Genomic DNA, 17,060 nt, shown 5'->3' on the forward strand with positions numbered 1-17,060 from the left:
ATGGCCGCTGAACCAAATGAATTGCGGGACGACGTCCTGAATGGCCTGCAGCTTTCGACGCAGCTCGAGCGGGTGTGGCGCACGCCGTCTGGGCTTGTCGGTGCGCTCATGTCGGTCGACCACAAGGTCGTTGGACGTCGCTACATCCTGACCGCATTCGCCTTCCTGCTTCTTGGCGGCATCCTTGCGATCCTGATGCGCGTTCAGCTTGCCGGGCCCGAGAAGACGTTTCTCTCGGCCGACAAGTACAATCAGGTCTTCACGATGCACGGCTCGACGATGATGTTCCTGTTTGCCGTGCCTGTCATGGAGGCGTTCGCCGTCTATTTGGTGCCGTTGATGGTCGGCACGCGGAACATCGCCTTTCCGCGCCTGAATGCCTTCAGCTATTGGATGTATCTGTTCGGGGGCTGCTTTCTCTGGATTTCCTTCCTGTTCAACGTCGGCCCCGACGTCGGCTGGTTTTCGTACGTTCCTCTTTCCAGTCTGCAGTTCACACCCACCAAGCGGGCCGATGTCTGGGCGCAGATGATCACCTTTACCGAGGTCGCGGCACTCGCGGTCGCCGTCGAGATCGTCGTCACCGTGTTCAAGCTCCGTGCGCCCGGCATGACGCTCGACCGCATTCCTCTGTTCGTCTGGGCCATGCTGGTGACGGCCTTCCTTGTGATGTTCGCGATGCCCTCGATCATGGTCGCATCGACGTCACTGATCCTGGATCGCCTCGTCAATACCCGCTTCTATGATTCGTCGTCGGGCGGACATCCCCTGCTCTGGCAGCATCTGTTCTGGTTCTTCGGCCATCCCGAGGTCTACATCATCTTCATCCCGGGCACGGGAATGGTCTCGGCGATCCTTGCGACATTCGCGCGGCGGCCCGTGATCGGCTATCCCGTCGTGATCCTCTCCTTGATCGCGACCGGCTTCCTGTCGTTCGGCCTCTGGGTCCACCACATGTTCGTCACGGGCCTGCCCCAACTCGGCGCGGCCCTGTTCACGGCCTCCAGCATGCTGATCGCGGTGCCGAGCGGACTGCAGATCTTCTGCTGGCTGGCAACGCTCTGGGACGGACGTCCGGTGTACCGGACGCCGCTGTTGTTCGTGATCGGCTTCATCGTGATCTTCGTGCTCGGCGGATTGTCCGGCGTCATGGTGGCCTCGGTCCCGATCGACACGCAGGTGCACGACACCTATTTCGTCGTCGCCCACTTCCATTATGTCCTGATCGGCGGCGCTGTGTTCCCACTGGTCGGCGCGGTCTACTACTGGTTTCCCAAGATCGCCGGCCGCATGCTCAGCGAGCGACTCGGGCGCTGGAATTTCTGGCTCGCCTTCATCGGCTTCAACGTCGCGTTCTTTCCCATGCACATCCTCGGGCTGATCGGGATGCCGCGCCGGGTCTACACCTATACCGCCGACATGGACTGGGGGCACCTGAACCTCATATCCAGCGGCGGTGCTCTCATTTTCGCGCTCAGCTTCGCGCTGCTTCTGGCCAATGTGATCTACAGCCTGCGCAAGGGCGCGCTTGCGGGCGACAATCCCTGGGATGCCTCGACGCTGGAATGGGCGACGTCATCGCCGCCTCCGCCGCAGAACTTCGACCGCATTCCGGTCGTCAAGCACCGCGATCCGCTGTGGGCCGATAGCGAGAGCCTGCCCGTGGTCGCGGGTCTGAGCGCCGAGCGCCGCGAGGTTCTCCTGACCTCGCTGGCGGAAGCCGAGCCGCAGACCCGCGAAGCTTCGCCCGAGCCGAACATCTGGCCGCTGCTCACGGCGATCGCGACCACAATCTTCTTCATCGGGTCGATCTTCACGCCTTGGGCCGTGCTGTGGGGAACGCCGCCGATGGCCGTGACCTTGATCGGCTGGTTCTGGCCGACCGGCAGCAAGGAGGACGAGGAGTGAGACAGACGATCGTCCGCGACGTCTCGGACCTGCCGACTTACGGCTACGGTCCGCGCAGTGGCCCGTGGTGGGGCGCCATGGGTTTCATGGCCCTCGAAGGCATGGGCTTTGCCGTTGCCATCGGCGCCTACCTTTACCTCTACGCAGTCAATCCGAGCTGGCCGATCGGAGCCTCCCCGCCGGATCTCTGGCCGGGGACGGTCGAGACGGTGATTTATGTGTTGAGCATCATTCCGAACGAGTTCACGAACCGCGCCGCACACCGGCAGGATCTCGCGAAGGTGCGGATCGGCCTGATCGTGATGGCCCTGATCGGCATCGCCCTGCTGGTGCTGCGCGGCTTCGAGTTCGCGCATCTCAACACCCGCTGGGACAATTCAGCCTACGGCTCGATCGTATGGCTCATTCTGGGGCTGCACACGACTCACCTTGCCACCGATGTCGGCGACACGGTCGTGCTGGCGGTATTGATGTTCACGCGCCATGCGAAACCGCGCCGGTTCAGCGACGTGACCGACAACGTGTTCTACTGGAACTTCGTCGTGCTCGCCTGGCTGCCGCTCTACGTCTTGCTCGATTGGGTGCCACGCCTATGACCGCAGCCCATGGACATTCCAGACTGCTCTACTGGGCCGGCGTTGCGCTCGGACCCATCGCTTGGGGTATCAATTTGCAGGGCGTCTACGTGCTCGCGCACTTCTCCTGCGAACAGACTAGGATCAGTGGCGCGATCATGAGCGCGGTTCTGGCTATCGTCGCCATCGCAGGCACTGTCATTTCCGCCCGCGCGGTTCGACGCGGCGCTGGGGCTGAATGGACGGATGCGCAAGGCGGCGGGCCACGAACGTTCATGGCCTGGCTTGGCGTCGGCTCCGGCGCGCTGTTTGCGCTGGTGATCGCGAACCAGTTCGCCGCCTCGCTCATGATCAGCCCATGCCTACGCTGAGCCTTGCAGCACTGCTGCTCGCGCTGTTCACGGCGCCGGCCGATGCGCATGGACTATCGGAGATCGATCCCGGCTCGCTGTGGAGCTACGATCCCTGGCTCATGGCCCCGCTCTATGCCGTCGGTATCGGCTTCTATGTCGGAACGCAGCGGCTCTGGCACCATGCGGGCGGCGGCCGTGGCGTCAGCTTCCGCCAAGTAGCCGCGTTCTGGACCGGATGGCTGGTGGCCGCGCTCGCCGTGACCTCGCCGCTGCACTGGCTGGGCGAGCGTCTGTTCACGGCGCACATGGTCGAACACGAACTGCTCATGGTGGTCGCGGCACCGCTGATGGCGTTCGCCCGGATCAATGGCCCGCTGCTGTGGAGCCTGCCGACTCGACTTCGCCCAGCGGCAGGTCGCGTGCTCAATCTGCCGATATTGGCATGGCCGTGGCGGTTTGTGAGCCATCCGATGAGCGCGACCGTCCTGCACGGCGTAGCGCTCTGGGTCTGGCACGCACCGCCGCTATATGCGTGGGCGCTCGAGAATACGGCGATCCATCGTCTCCAGCACATCAGCTTCTTCGCGACCGCGCTGTTGTTCTGGTGGGTGCTGCTGCATGGCCGCGGTCAGGGCCGTAGCACACGAATTCGCGACGGCATCGCTGTCGCGTGCCTGTTCATGACCATTTTGCATTCCGGCGTGCTCGGGGCTCTGCTGACCGTTTCGCCGAGGCTGTGGATCCCAGGCCAGGGCGCCCTCGCCGGCGAATTCGGCCTCTCGGCACTTGAGGACCAGCAACTTGCCGGAATCCTGATGTGGGTGCCCATGGGCATTCTCTATACGGGCGCGGCGTTGTTCTTTGCTCACCGATGGCTGACTGCGAACGGCGGCCATTCCCACCTCCCGCTCTTTCAACATCCGGGCTGAGCGACGCTGCATAGGAACCGCAACTTCTCTTCAGACGTTCGCCTGCCGACTGCGACACGCCACGGAGTTCACATGGAAAAACGATCCGTCATGGCCGCAACGGCTATCCTCACCGCGGCATTCTTGATGCCTGCAGTCTTGAACGCGCAGGACCAACCCCAGCCAGGGATGTCGTGCCCGGTCGACCATGACAAGCTCGCCGATATCCTCAAGAAGAGTGTCAAACCGGGCGGCGGCCCAAGCAACGGAGGTCTCGACAACAACGAATGGGCTGCCGTCGTCAATCGGCAGGGCGTCGTCTGCGCAGTTGCCTACAGCGGCGGCAAAGTCGACGACCAGTGGCTGGGCAGCCGGGCCATCGCGGCCGAGAAGGCCAACACGGCGAATGCGTTCAGCCTAAAGGACAAGGCGATGGCGACGGCCAATCTCTATGCCGGTGCGCAGCCCGGCGGGTTCCTGTTCGGCGCGGCACTCGGCAACCCACCGTCCCCGGAAGCCCTGTATGCCGGATCTCCGGACAACTTCGGCACGGCCCAGGATCCGATGGTGGGCAGGCCGATCGGCGGCACCATCGTGTTCGGAGGCGGGTTGGCGCTCTATGACGGCAACGGCGTGACCGGGGCGCTGGGTGTGAGCGGTGACAGTTCCTGCGCGGATCACAACGTGGCCTGGCGCGTGCGTCACCAGCTCGGGCTCGACCGCGTGCCGGCCGGCGTCAGCCCGAACATGAAAGATGCGATCATCTATGACATCGGACCTGATGGCAAAAGTCCGTCCGGATTCGGTCATCCCAAGTGCAACGGCAAGGAAGACCAGATTGCAGTCGACCTCGGCGCCGGCGTGTCGGGCAACGTCGTGAGATAGCGCTCCGCCCAATCGCCGCTTTTGGAACCAAGGGAAGGCGGAACGTTTGTACGTCCGTAAACTGGCCTGCAACGGCGCACGGCCTCGTCACTGCCGTGGAGATCTTTACATATGTTAGTGCGTGGTCTCACGCGTTTGCTCTCTCGGATTTCGGCCATCCTTTGCGCCTGCTGCACGGTGCTGTCGTCCGCGTCAGCACAGAGCGATCTCGCCGGTCGCATGAAAGATCCAGGCCAATGGCCGATGGCGGCGCGCGACTATGCCAACACCCGTTACAGCGAACTCGACCAGATCAACGCGTCCAATGCATCACGCCTCCATCTTGCATGGACGTTCTCGGTCGGCGCCGATCGAGGCCAGGAGGCGGCGCCGCTGGTGGTCGACGGCACCATGTATGTGGTCGGCCCCTATGCAGGCCCCTACCCCAACCGTGTGTTCGCACTCGATGCCACAACAGGTGAATTGAAATGGTCTTACGCGCCGAAGCCGGAGCCCGCGGCCGCAGGCGTTGCCTGCTGCGATGTCGTCAATCGCGGACTAGCCTTCGACAATGGCAAGGTCTTCCTCAACACGCTCGATAACCACACCGTCGCGATAGACGCCAAGTCCGGCAAAGAGCTTTGGCACACGAAACTTGGCGAGATCAACAAGGGCGAAACCATCACGATGGCTCCCGTGGTGGTGAAAGGAAAAATTCTCGTCGGCAACAGCGGCGGCGAACTGGGCGTGCGCGGCTGGGTGACCGCACTCGACGAAAACACCGGCGCCATCGCGTGGCGCGCCTATTCGACAGGCCCCGACAAGGACGTGCTGATCGGAGACGATTTCAAGCCGTTCTACGACAATCTCAAGGGCCAGGATCTCGGCGTGAAGACCTGGCCCGCCGACCGCTGGCAGGTCGGTGGCGGCACGGTCTGGGGCTGGATCTCCTACGATCCTGATCTGAACCTGATCTATTACGGCACGGCCAACCCAAGTCCATGGAACGCAAACCAGCGCAGCGGTGACAATCTCTGGAGCGCATCGATCTTCGCGCGAAACCCAGACACGGGCCAAGCGAAATGGGCCTACCAGGTCAACCCGCACGATCTGTTCGACCACGACGAGATCAATGAGAACGTGCTTGTCGACCTCGAGCTGAATGGTCAACCGCGCAAGGTTCTGATTCATCCCGGCCGCAACGGCTACATGTACGTGATGGATCGCGCCACCGGTGAAGTGATTTCGGCGGACGCGTATGAGTTCGTGAACGCATACAATGGCGTCGACCTCAAGACCGGAAAGATCATCCCGAATGAGGAGAAGACCCCGCTGGTCGGCAAGACGGTTGAGAACATCTGCCCGACCGCTCCAGGCGCCAAGGACTGGCAGCCGAGCGCGTGGTCGCCGCGCACAAAACTGCTTTATGTGCCGCATCAGCATCTCTGCATGAACTTCAAGGCTTCTCAAGTCGGCTACATCGCCGGTACGCCCTATGTCGGGGCCGACGTCGACATGTATGCCGGCCCTGGCGGCTATCGCGGCGAGTTCATGGCGTGGGACCCCGTCGCGCGCAAGAAGGTCTGGGAGATTCACGAGAAGCTGCCGGTCTGGAGCGGCGCGCTGGTGACGGCTGGCGACGTCGCGTTCTACGGCACCATGGATCGCCTTTTCAAAGTGGTCGACGCCAAGGATGGGCGCGTGCTCTGGCAATTCCGTGCCGGCTCCGGCTTCATCGGCCAACCGATCTCCTATCGCGGCTCCGACGGTCAGCAATACGTCGCGATCCTGTCGGGCGTCGGCGGCTGGCCGGGCGTGGTGGCCAATGCAGAGGTCGATCCGCGGGTGCGCAACGCCGCACTGGGATTCACCGGCGCCACGCAGGATCTGCCGTTCTATACCGCGGGCGGGAGTGAGCTGCTGGTATTCAAGCTCGGCGGCGCGAATGGTGAGGACACCAGCCATGCGCCTTCCAAGTAATCGCCTCGGCTTCACCCTTGGGCTTCTTCTCGCGTTCGCGACCACAGCTGCGCCGGCCACGGAGGGCGGGCTTCGCGTCTGTGCCGATCCCAACAATCTTCCGTTCTCGAACAGCGCCGAAGCAGGATTCGAGAACAGGCTCGCGACGATGGTGGCCGAGCATTTCGGCCTGCAGGTCTCCTACACCTGGTGGGCGCAACGCCGCGGCTTCATCCGTAACACACTGAAAGCCGGCAGATGCGACATCGTCATGGGCGTGCCGTCCGGCTATGATCTGGTCGAGACGACGAAGCCCTATTATCGCTCGAGCTACGTGTTCGTCACGCGGCAGGACCAGCACCTTGAGCTTTCATCCCTGCTCGACCCGCGCTTGCATCACCTCGTGATCGGCGTGCACCTGATCGGCGATGACGGCAACAATCCCCCGCCGGCGCAGGCGCTCGGCGAACAGGGCATCGTTGATAATGTTCGCGGCTACTCCATCTACGGTGACTATCGCCAGGCCGATCCGCCGGCGCGCCTGATCGAAGCCGTCGAAAGCGGCAGGATCGATGTCGCCGCGGCCTGGGGGCCGCTGGGCGGATATTTCGCCCAGCGCTCTCCCGTTCCCCTGACGGTCACGCCGATCCGGGATAACGAACGCTTTGCACCTCAGCAGTTCCAGTTCGCCATCGCGATGGGCGTGCGTAAAGGCGACGACGCCTTGCGCGACCGCCTGAATGCATTCATCGACGAGCATCGGTCCGAGATCACCTCGCTGCTGCGCAGTTATGGCGTTCCGCTGGTGGGCCAACCCGTTACGGCATCGGGAGGACATGAGTGATGTCTGCTCCAGCAATGCGCGCGAGCGCCCTATCGTTGCTGCTGGCCATCGTGCCGCATGGCGCGGCGCTGGCCCAGCAGACCTTGCCGCAGTCGCAGGAGGCGCAAATGCCGACGCTGTCCCCGCGCCCGAATTTCGGTGGCAGCGTCGGCAACGGCAGACCCGGCGTCTTCATGCAGGTCCCGGTCAGTCACCTCCACCCCGGCGCGCAGCCGGACCCGCCGCAAATCAAGAACCCAGTGCAGGGCGATCCCAACGCGCAGCAGCGTGGGATGACCTACTATGTCAACTTCAACTGCGTTGGGTGCCACGCACCCAATGGCGGTGGCGGCATGGGACCGGCGCTGAGCAACAACACTTTTATTTACGGATCGCAGCCCGAGAACATCTTTCTCTCGATCTACCAGGGACGGCCGAACGGAATGCCAGCCTGGGGCGGCGTGCTGCCCGACAGCGTGATCTGGGACCTCGTCACCTATATCGGCAAGATCAGTAACGAACCGAGCCACCAATGGGGCCGCACCTTTTCGGCGAATCTGCCGTCGCCCGAGGTCGAGCAAGTCCCAAGCGAGCAGGTCTCCACGACCGATCCCTGGTCTGCCACCAAGTCCTTCAACTTCGGCCAGAAGCCCTGATCGGCCGAGCGGAGCAGCGATGGTGAATCCGATCATGAGATTGCTAGTCACCGTGCTAGTGGCTACGACAGGCGCCGCCTGCAAGGCTGCGGGCCCGGACAATTTCATGGGCGACGCGCATCGTGGCGCCGACCTCGTCAAGCAGTACCAGTGCGGCGGCTGTCACGATATTCCTGGTATCGCCGGCGCCGAAGGCAATGTCGGCCCGCCCTTGCATCGGATCGGCACGCGGACCTACATCGCCGGCTACATCCAGAACTCGCCGGACAACATGGCTGACTGGATCGAGGACCCGCAAAGGGCGTTGCCGGGCAATGCCATGCCGCGAATGGGCATCCCGCAGAAGGACGCGCGGGATATCGCGGCGTTTCTCTACACGCTGAAGTGATCATCATGACATCGACACACCGTTCGACGAACTGGTTCCGCGACGCGCCATTGCTGGCCATCACCATTGTGGTCGTCGCTATCATGGGACTGGGCCTCCTCGCCGGCGGTGCCTGGCTCGCGGCGCTCGGTGGCTCCGTCTACTATCTGATCGCGGGCATCATGCTTCTGCTCACGAGCTGGCTGCTCGCGCGCCGCCGTGCCGAGGCGCTCTGGATTTATGCCGCGCTGCTGGCGGGAACGATGGCATGGGCGATCTGGGAAGCCGGCCTTGATTTCTGGTCGCTGGCGCCGCGCGGCGACGTGCTCGTGCCGCTTGGCCTGTGGCTGATGCTGCCCTTCATTGCCGCCCGCCTGGCGCCTCGCTTGCGCGCAGGGCGATGGGCGCTTGGCCTTGTGTTGGTCGCCGCAGCCATCGTCGTCGGCATGTCACTGACGAGCGATCGCCGCGATCTTGCCGGCACGATCCCTGAGGGCGAAACAATGGGGGCCATTGCGGCTCCCGAAGCGGACCAGCCCGCTGCCGGGCAGAACTGGACGGCCTACGGCGGCAGCGGCTTCGGTACGCGCTTCTCGTCGCTGAGCCAGATCACCAAGGACAACGTCAAGGACCTCAAGCTCGCCTGGGAATTCCGCACCGGCGACCACAAGGGCCCGGACGATCCCGACGAGATCACCAACCAGGCGACCCCGCTCAAGGTTGGAGATCTCCTCTACACCTGCTCGCCGCACCAGATCGTGTTCGCGCTCGAAGCGGCAACCGGAAAACTGCGCTGGAAGTTCGACCCGCAGGTCCAGCACAACAAGGCGTTCCAGCACATGACCTGCCGGGGCGTGTCCTATCACGCGACCAAGCCCGGGGCGGTCACAGCCGACGGCACGCCGGCGCCGAGCGATTGTGCGGGACGCATTTTCATACCAACCAACGACGGGCGGATGTTCGCGCTGGATGCGCAGAGCGGCGTGCCTTGCCAGAGTTTTGGCAACCAGGGACAGATCGATCTCAAGCAAGGCAGCGAGATCCAGACACTCGGCTTCTACGAGGGTACCTCCCCACCCGTCGTTACGGACAAGGTGCTGATCGTCGGCGGAGCGGTGATCGACAACTATTCCGATCGCGTGCCGTCGGGCGTGATCCGCGGCTTCGACATCTATTCAGGACGGTTGATATGGGCGTTCGATGCCGGCAATTCCGATCCGAACGAAATGCCCTCGGCCTCGCATCATTTTACAGCCGGCTCACCCAATTCGTGGAGCATTTCCGCGGTCGACGAAAAGCTCGGACTCGTCTACGTGCCGCTCGGCTCGAGCTCTCCGGATATCTGGGGCGGCGGCCGTTCGCCCGAAAACGAGCGCTACGATTCGGCGTTGATTGCGCTCGATGTCTCGACCGGAAAACTGCGCTGGTCGTTCCAGAACGTGCACCACGATCTCTGGGACATGGATATGCCGTCGCAGCCCAGTCTGATCGATTTGCGCTCTCACGGCGGCGTGACGCCCGCGATCTACATCCCGGCAAAGACCGGCGACATCTTCGTGCTCGACCGCCGCGACGGGCGTCAGTTGGTGCCCGCACCGGAGAAGCCGGTGCCGCAGGGCGCCGCGAATGGAGACCGGCTGTCGCCAACCCAGCCTTTCTCGGAATTGAGCTTCCGCCCCTCCGGCAAACTGACAGACGCGCAGATGTGGGGCAGCACGATGTTCGACCAGCTCGCCTGCCGGATCAAGTTCAAGCGCCTGCGCTATGAGGGGCCGTTCACGCCGCCGTCTGAACAAGGCACGCTGGTGTTTCCCGGAGACTTCGGCATGTTCGAATGGGGCGGCATTGCCGTCGATCCGCAGCGCCAGATCGCGATCGCGAACCCCCAATCGATACCCTTCATCTCGCGCCTGGTGCCGCGCGGAAAGGACAATCCGGCCGCGCCGAATGCCGCGCATCCACCAGGAACGGAGTTGGGCGTGCAGCCGATGTACGGCGCCCCCTATGGCGTAGACCTCGGCATTTTCCTCTCGCCGCTCGGCATCCCCTGCCTTGCCCCGCCATGGGGCAACATCGCAGCGATCGATCTCAGGACGCACAAGGTGGTCTGGCAGCACCGCATCGGCACGATCCGCGATCAGGCCCCGCTGCCGCTGCCATTCAAGCTCGGCGTTCCCATGCTCGGCGGTCCGATCGTCACCGCGGGCGGCGTCATCTTCATCACGGGAACGATGGATGACTACATCCGCGCGTTCGACGTTCGCGATGGCAAACAGCTTTGGCAGGACCGCCTTCCTGCCGGCGGCCAGTCGACGCCGATGACCTATGAGGCCGGCGGCAAGCAATATGTCGTCACGGTCGACGGGGGCCACGGGTCATTCGGAACTAAGCTCGGCGATTACGTGCGGGCCTACGCGCTGCCCTGATCTGCCTCGGCACGGTTTGTTTGTGCTTGCCGACGACTTGCCCAGATCTGCCGGCGCGACGCGCAACTGCTGAAGCCAGGAGAGCCACGCCCGCTGCTAGTCCCAGCGCCGCGAGCCCCTGACTGATCACCCCGGCAGGTGGGAGCTGCTTGCGTGACAGCCAACCGCCGTCGATCGACGTGCCCTGCGGACCAGCTTCGATCATGGTGCCTTCGCTGCTCTTCGCCGGGCGCGCGCGCGACAGCAGGTAGCGGAAGGCAGCTCCCACAATGTTCTCGGTAGTCTGCGGAGCCATCGCGTAGGCAATTTGGCCGGCACGAGCGGGCCAGCCCACGGCGACCTCATCTCGTGGTGCGCGAACGAGGCTCACAAACGTCTCGGCAACGTCCTCCGCCTGATACAGCAGCGGACCGGGATCAAGCGTTCGGCCGGACATGTTGGCGCCGTGGACGAAGCCCGGCGTGTCGACCATGGCCGGGAAGACGCCGCAGACATGAATGTTGCGGTGAGCACTGAGCTCCTGACGCAGGCTCGCCGTGAAGCCGCGCAGGCCGAACTTGCTCGCGGTATAGGCCGCAGCAAAAGGCGTCGGCGCCCAGCCGCCGAGCGAGATGTTGTTGATCAGGATACCGCGGTTCTGGCGGAGGAAGATCGGAAGCACCGCGAAAGCGCCATGCATCGTGCCGAGGAGATTGACCTCGATCGTTCGGCGATGAAGCGCGATATCCGCGTCCTGGTAGGCCCCGAAAACGCCGGTGCCGGCGTTGTTGATCCAGACGTCGATGCCGCCGAAGGCGTCTTCGGCCTCTCGGGCCAGTCGCTGCACCGCCTCGGCATCGGTGACATCGGTCGGGATCGCCAATGCGCGACCTCCGAGCGCCTCGCATTCCACAGCGAGGTTCGTCAGGACTTCAGCACGGCGTGCCGCCAAGACCACGCTTGCGCCCTTTCCGGCGAAGGCCAGCGCCGTAGCACGCCCGATTCCGCTCGATGCGCCGGTGATGACGACGCGCGTGCCAGTCATTTGCCGCGGCTCGGATCCGGAGCCGCCCGCCGGAAGCAGCCAGTGCAGAGATCGCCGGAGGCGCTCGGTTCCGTCCGCTTCGAACCAGTCGCCGTGCGCGAAGATCACCCGCTCCGGCGATAGCCGTACAAGCCGCTCGGCTGCGGACCGCACCGAACGGCCGCCGAGGCGCAGCAGCAGACGCAGATAGACCGGCGCCATTCCGTGCGGCTTGGAAATGCCAAGGAGGTTTGCCGCGGCCTCGTTTGGTGCGCTGAGATCATTGGGATCGAGATTTTGCACGAGATCGGTCAGGATCAATGTCCGGCTGCGCTTGTCGAACAGCTCGATCTCGGAGAACATCGGAGCGTTCACCGAGACGGCTTCGAGATCGGCCCTCCATTGCTCGGGCGTCGCGTCTCCGAGTTCGCGGTCGATGCGGATGCGTGCCGCTCTAACTTGCCTCCGCCCCGAAAGGCCGCGCGCTGCGAAAGTCGTCACCTGCGGCAGATCTCTCTGCCAAGCGGACAGGAACATCCAGTGCGCGATATTCGGCGCGAGCAAGTACCTTATCGCGCCTAGCCGCTCCAACTCACCGCGGAGAGTCGGCGAATATCTCACCGGCGAATGCAGCACGAGATCGCCGTTCGAGAGCCGAATGACGGTCATGCGGACGGGAAGTTTCAGACCGGCAGCGCTGATCGGGGCGTCGTCAACGACCCAGATATCGTCAGTCACGCGCGACAGACGGGCGGTCGACAAGGTGGCGTCGGAACTTTGCATGGATCTCTTCCATCACGAGGCGCTAGCTCAAGCCTCGGGAGCGACGCTCGTTCCTTGCTAGGACGCCCGAGCCTGCTTGCCGGCGTTGCGTCGGCGACGGCGCGCCGCGTGTCGTCCTCGGCCCCTCTCTGCCGGAATGTGTCGCGAGATCGCCGGGGCAAGCTCCGGCTCCGAGGGAGGGTGTTGGGCGGCAATCGGCGCTTGGTCCGGACGAGCTTCCATGAGATCAAGCACGGCCCGGCCCTTGTCCGTGATGCGCCACCCGCCATTTATCCGGTCGATCAGCCCTTGCGAAAAAATGTCCAGCCCCGGCACCCGTCCGGCGAGCCGCCGGGTGCGCTCCGTCCAGTCGCGACCGCTGGTCGCCAGAATGGCCATATCCCGCTTGAGATCCTCCATGGCGGCGAACCCATCCGGATAGCTCACCAGGATCTTGAGGACCGTCACGTGGAAATTCACCCCCGCCCCCACATGACCATCGTCACATCGTCTGGATTTCTGAGAGAGCACCGCGGGCCGCTTGTTTCAGGCGATCCGCAGAGATGTCACCCCTGCTTGCGGTCTCCAGAAGCTTCGAGGCTACGCGGGTCCTGGCGCCGATCTCACAGCGTGGAACACTTTCACACACCTCGTCGAGAACGGTGCGCAACAACGCCTTGGTCGCGGTATCGATCATGGAAAGCCCCGGCGGAAAGGTTCACGGTAGGGCAATCGCTCCGGCCAGGGATTCAACATTGTTAATGATCTGAAAATTTCGCTGCCTGGCCACCCGTCGCCTTAGACGATGTCTCGGGGTTGCCGAGCGCGCGACCTTCCCGGCTCCTGCCCGGCACTGCGCGCGAGATCGTGGAACCTCCGTCGCTGGCCAATCGTAGTCGGAGCCGAGCGGCAAGTCGCACGGACCCGCAACAATACGCGCAGACTTCAGGAGCACAGCGAAAAGTTGGCGGCGGGCATTTGTGATGCCGGCGATCGGTCAGTATCGCTCCCTATTGCGTGGCCAAAGAGCATCAGCGCGCAACAAACTGAAGTTGTATCTCCTATCGTCACACTTACGACCATCCCATGACAATTGTGATCCTTTGTACTCCATCGTGACCGCTGCGTTTTATCGTTGCGGATTGGAGGTTGCTTTGGACCCGGATCGACTTCTCTTCGTCCGACCGCGCCGCGATACGTCGCCAGCACGCGCCGCGCGCAGACATCTTTTATCGGGATTGTTAGCAACGATTGCACTTGTCACTGCAGCACCGGTTTCGACACACGCCCAGACAAACTGGACCGGGGCATTCTCCAATGGCTGGTTTAACCCTCTAAACTGGAGCGCCGGTGTTCCGAACACAGCGACCAGCGCAAACATTGACACGGTGATCCCAAATTCGACGGAGGTCAGGGGACCGGGAGCAACAGCACTGAATCTTACGGTCGGTCAAAACGGGACAGGAATACTCGTCATCCGAAACGGCGGAACATTGACCGACATAGGCGGCTTTATTGGTAATTTGCCGGGTTCGCAGGGTACGGTGTCCGTTTCCGACGCCGGCTCCACATGGACGAACATTGGCAATCTCGTGGTCGGCGGTTTGGGCACGGGCGCGCTCACCGTCGAAAGCGGCGGTACCGTGAACAGTTTCGGCGGCGTCTCCGTCGGATTGTCTACCAACTCGTCAGGGACAGTGACGGTTACCGGCCCGGGCTCCAGTTTGAACATCACAGCAGGCGGCGGGTTCAATATCGGCAGTTTTGGCACGGGCACGCTCACGATCACAAGCGGTGGGACGGTCATCAATAACACTGCGTTCACTGCCAACGTTGGCAGCAGCGCAGGCTCGCTGGGTACGGTAAGGGTGGCAGGCGCGGGCTCTCTCTGGAGTAACAGTTCGGGCGTGAACGTCGGCAATTCGGGCACCGGCACGCTCACGCTTGCGGAAGGCGGCGTCGTTACCGCGCCTAGTGTTGTGATCGCGGCAAATGCAGGTGCGACTGGAACGCTCAACATCGGCGCGGGCGCGAGCGCCCCGGCCGCTGCGCCCGGCACGCTCAACACCCCGAGCGTGGCATTTGGCGCCGGCGCCGGCACAATCAACTTCAATCATACGTCCGCCGACTATGTGTTTGCACCGACGATCAGCGGTACCGGCACCGTCAATGTGCTTGCCGGTACCACCAGGCTCACCGCTGCCAACAGCTATTTCGGCGCGACGAACGTCAACGCGGGCACGTTGGAAGCCGGCGCGGTGAATACGTTCAGTCCAAATTCGGCAGTCGCGGTGGCCTCAGCCGGAACGCTCGATCTCAACGGCTTCAATCAGACCGTACTCAGCCTCACCAACCGCGGTCTGGTGAACATGGGAACGAGCACTGCCCCGGGCACGGTCTTGACGACCAACGGCTACATCGGGATTGGCGGAACGATCGCGATGAACACATTTCTTGGCGCTGACGGTTCCCCGTCGGATAGGCTCGTCATCAATGGCGGGAGCGCGACCGGCAATTCCTTCTTGCGCATCACCAATATCGGCGGCCCCGGCGCTGAAACGGTGGCAAACGGCATTACAGTGGTGCAGGCAATTAACGGCGGCACTACGGCGCAAGGTGCTTTCGCGCTTGCCGGCGAGGTGCGCGGTGGCGCCTTTGACTATTTTCTCTTCCGTGGTGGCCTCGACCCCAGCAACAGTCCCAACGACTGGTTCCTACGATCGACGTTCACCGTGGGGCCGCCGATCGAGCCGCCGATCGAGCCGCCGATCGAGCCACCGCCAATCCTGCCGCCCGAGCCGCCGGTGACAGGGCCGCTGCCGCCGGGCGTCTATCCAATTATTGGGCCGGAGATCGCGACCTATGGCGTGGTCCAGCCGATCGCCCGGCAATTGGGGATGACGACGCTTGGCACCTTGCATGAACGCAACGGCGATACATCGCCGACCGCAAACACGGACACGCCGTGCCCAACCGGTGATAACACGTGGGACAGGATGCCGCGCAAGGCACCGGTGAAGGCGTCGACCGATTGCCTGAACGCCAGCTGGGGACCTTCGGTCTGGGGCCGGTTCCTCGGCCAGCAGATCGACAACCACTACAAGGCGTTCGCTGATCCGCGCACCTCCGGACAGGTGCTGGGTTTTCAGAGCGGAATGGATCTCTGGCGTAGCGAATGGATACCGGGCCATCGCGATGCCGGAGGCATTTATGTCGGATATGCCAACGCCAATGTCGATGTGAGCGGCCTCGTCACTAACGAAGCAGCGACCGGCTACGTGCTCCGTCACACCGGCGGTCTCAATCTCAATGCATGGTCGGGCGGCGCTTACTGGACGCATTACGGCCCGAATGACTGGTACCTCGACGCAGTGGCGCAGGCGACGCGCTACGAAGGCGCGGCCTCCACGCAATTCGCCAGCCTTTCAACCACCGGTTTCGGCTTCCTCTCGTCGCTGGAGACGGGCTATCCGATCCGGCTGCCGATGTTCGGACCGGGCTTCGTGCTGGAGCCGCAGGCGCAGATCGTCTGGCAACATGTCTCATTCGACGACGCCAATGACGGTCTGGGTGCGGTTGCACTGGGTACAACGTCGGGCACCAGCGGGCGGATCGGGCTACGCGGCCGATGGACCATCGTCAGTGACAGCGGCCAGGTGTGGCAACCTTATGTGCGCGCCAACCTGTGGCGCGATTGGGCGGCGCAGGCGACGACGACGTTTTCCGGTGTCGATCTAGTGCCCTTGCTTGAGCAGGCCACGCGGCTGCAACTGGGAGGTGGGGTGAGTGTGAGGATGAACGCCAACGTCAGCTTCTACGCCAATGCCGACTACCAGTTCGCTGTCAGCGATACCGACGGAGGCAGGCGCGACGGCGTCCGCGGAGCGGCTGGTATACGATATGCGTGGTGAACTCGACGGCATCCGGAGAAAAGAATAGCTAAGAGCAATAAAGTGATCTTGCAAATCCCATTCCCGCCTCCGTCCCGTTCACCTTCTCCCGGCCACCACTTCGACGACGGAAATCTTCTGGCTGAAGGATAACGGATGGGACTGCACGCTGAATTGGTGCCAGTTGTCTGAGGCGGTTGGGCGGCTTGCCTGTTTGTCGCGGCCCGGCGATCTGGCGGAGGAGCTGCAGGGGGCGCGTGAACCACAACTTCGCGACACGGCGAGCGCGTCGTGACCGAGGTCCGCCAATTCGACGATAATCCGTTGCATGAGCCGGCTGGAAGACCATCGCGACGGCCGCGTCATAGTCAATGGCGGTGTCAATGGCGGTGAGCTGGATCACTCGACACGCGAGCTGATGGATGCGCAGCGGTTGACCTACCCAAAGCACAATCCGAGTCATTCTTGGCGACGTTCGCCGAGCGTGTCGATCGGGAGCACACCATCCGCACCATTGGCGGGAATTCCTCCATTGCCCCAGTCTATACCCACCACCCAATCAGGCG

Annotated in this window: 14 protein-coding genes; 11 read left to right on the forward strand and 3 right to left on the reverse strand. The window is 63.2% G+C overall.

What is annotated here, in order from left to right:
- From ctaD to AC0L21_RS08775, 10 genes are all read left to right on the forward strand, one after another.
- Complete coding sequence (gene ctaD, locus AC0L21_RS08730; protein WP_473260657.1) at positions 1–1,908, forward strand: cytochrome c oxidase subunit I; 1,908 nt, start codon at positions 1–3, stop codon at positions 1,906–1,908.
- Entirely contained in the window at positions 1,905–2,504 is a 600-nt protein-coding gene (locus AC0L21_RS08735) for a cytochrome c oxidase subunit 3 (RefSeq protein WP_354171033.1), read from the forward strand. The genes ctaD and AC0L21_RS08735 overlap by 4 nt, the downstream gene beginning before the upstream one ends.
- Entirely contained in the window at positions 2,501–2,854 is a 354-nt protein-coding gene (locus AC0L21_RS08740) for a hypothetical protein (protein WP_473260243.1), read from the forward strand. Before AC0L21_RS08735 ends, AC0L21_RS08740 begins: the two co-directional genes overlap by 4 nt.
- Complete coding sequence (locus tag AC0L21_RS08745) at positions 2,842–3,765, forward strand: cytochrome c oxidase assembly protein (protein ID WP_473260245.1); 924 nt, start codon at positions 2,842–2,844, stop codon at positions 3,763–3,765. Before AC0L21_RS08740 ends, AC0L21_RS08745 begins: the two co-directional genes overlap by 13 nt.
- A gap of 90 nt (positions 3,766–3,855) precedes the next feature.
- The gene (locus tag AC0L21_RS08750; protein ID WP_473260247.1) at positions 3,856–4,629 is read left to right on the forward strand and encodes a GlcG/HbpS family heme-binding protein; all 774 of its coding nucleotides are present in this window, start codon (positions 3,856–3,858) and stop codon (positions 4,627–4,629) included.
- Between the two features lie 111 nt (positions 4,630–4,740).
- On the forward strand, positions 4,741–6,588 hold the full coding sequence (locus tag AC0L21_RS08755) for a methanol/ethanol family PQQ-dependent dehydrogenase (protein ID WP_473260249.1): 1,848 nt from the start codon (positions 4,741–4,743) through the stop codon (positions 6,586–6,588).
- Entirely contained in the window at positions 6,572–7,411 is an 840-nt protein-coding gene (locus AC0L21_RS08760) for a substrate-binding domain-containing protein (protein WP_473260251.1), read from the forward strand. Before AC0L21_RS08755 ends, AC0L21_RS08760 begins: the two co-directional genes overlap by 17 nt.
- The gene (locus tag AC0L21_RS08765) at positions 7,411–8,046 is read left to right on the forward strand and encodes a c-type cytochrome (RefSeq protein ID WP_473260253.1); all 636 of its coding nucleotides are present in this window, start codon (positions 7,411–7,413) and stop codon (positions 8,044–8,046) included. The genes AC0L21_RS08760 and AC0L21_RS08765 overlap by 1 nt, the downstream gene beginning before the upstream one ends.
- Positions 8,047–8,080: 34 nt before the next feature.
- Positions 8,081–8,434, forward strand: coding sequence for a c-type cytochrome (locus AC0L21_RS08770; protein ID WP_473260255.1), 354 nt, complete (start codon positions 8,081–8,083; stop codon positions 8,432–8,434).
- Positions 8,435–8,439: 5 nt separating this feature from the next.
- A complete protein-coding gene (locus AC0L21_RS08775) occupies positions 8,440–10,839 on the forward strand; it encodes a glucose/quinate/shikimate family membrane-bound PQQ-dependent dehydrogenase (RefSeq protein WP_473260257.1) in 2,400 nt (799 codons plus the stop codon).
- On the opposite strand, the gene AC0L21_RS08780 is transcribed toward AC0L21_RS08775, so the two are convergent.
- From AC0L21_RS08780 to AC0L21_RS08790, 3 genes are read right to left on the reverse strand one after another with little or no spacing between them, the layout of a single operon-like run.
- Positions 10,799–12,625, reverse strand: a complete 1,827-nt coding sequence (locus AC0L21_RS08780; protein ID WP_473260261.1) for an SDR family oxidoreductase — start codon at positions 12,623–12,625, stop codon at positions 10,799–10,801. The genes AC0L21_RS08775 and AC0L21_RS08780 overlap by 41 nt on opposite strands.
- Positions 12,626–12,682: 57 nt before the next feature.
- Positions 12,683–13,084 carry a hypothetical protein gene (locus AC0L21_RS08785; RefSeq protein WP_473260263.1) on the reverse strand — a complete coding sequence of 134 codons (402 nt, stop codon included), beginning with the start codon at positions 13,082–13,084 and terminating at the stop codon, positions 12,683–12,685.
- 22 nt (positions 13,085–13,106) lie between these two features.
- Positions 13,107–13,301, reverse strand: a complete 195-nt coding sequence (locus AC0L21_RS08790; protein WP_473260265.1) for a hypothetical protein — start codon at positions 13,299–13,301, stop codon at positions 13,107–13,109.
- A 796-nt stretch (positions 13,302–14,097) separates the two neighbouring features.
- Here AC0L21_RS08790 and AC0L21_RS08795 point away from each other — a divergent pair.
- Positions 14,098–16,515, forward strand: coding sequence for an autotransporter family protein (locus AC0L21_RS08795; protein ID WP_473260267.1), 2,418 nt, complete (start codon positions 14,098–14,100; stop codon positions 16,513–16,515).
- Positions 16,516–17,060: the final 545 nt, after the last annotated feature.

It is taken from the genome of Bradyrhizobium sp. WSM4873 (assembly GCF_055811355.1).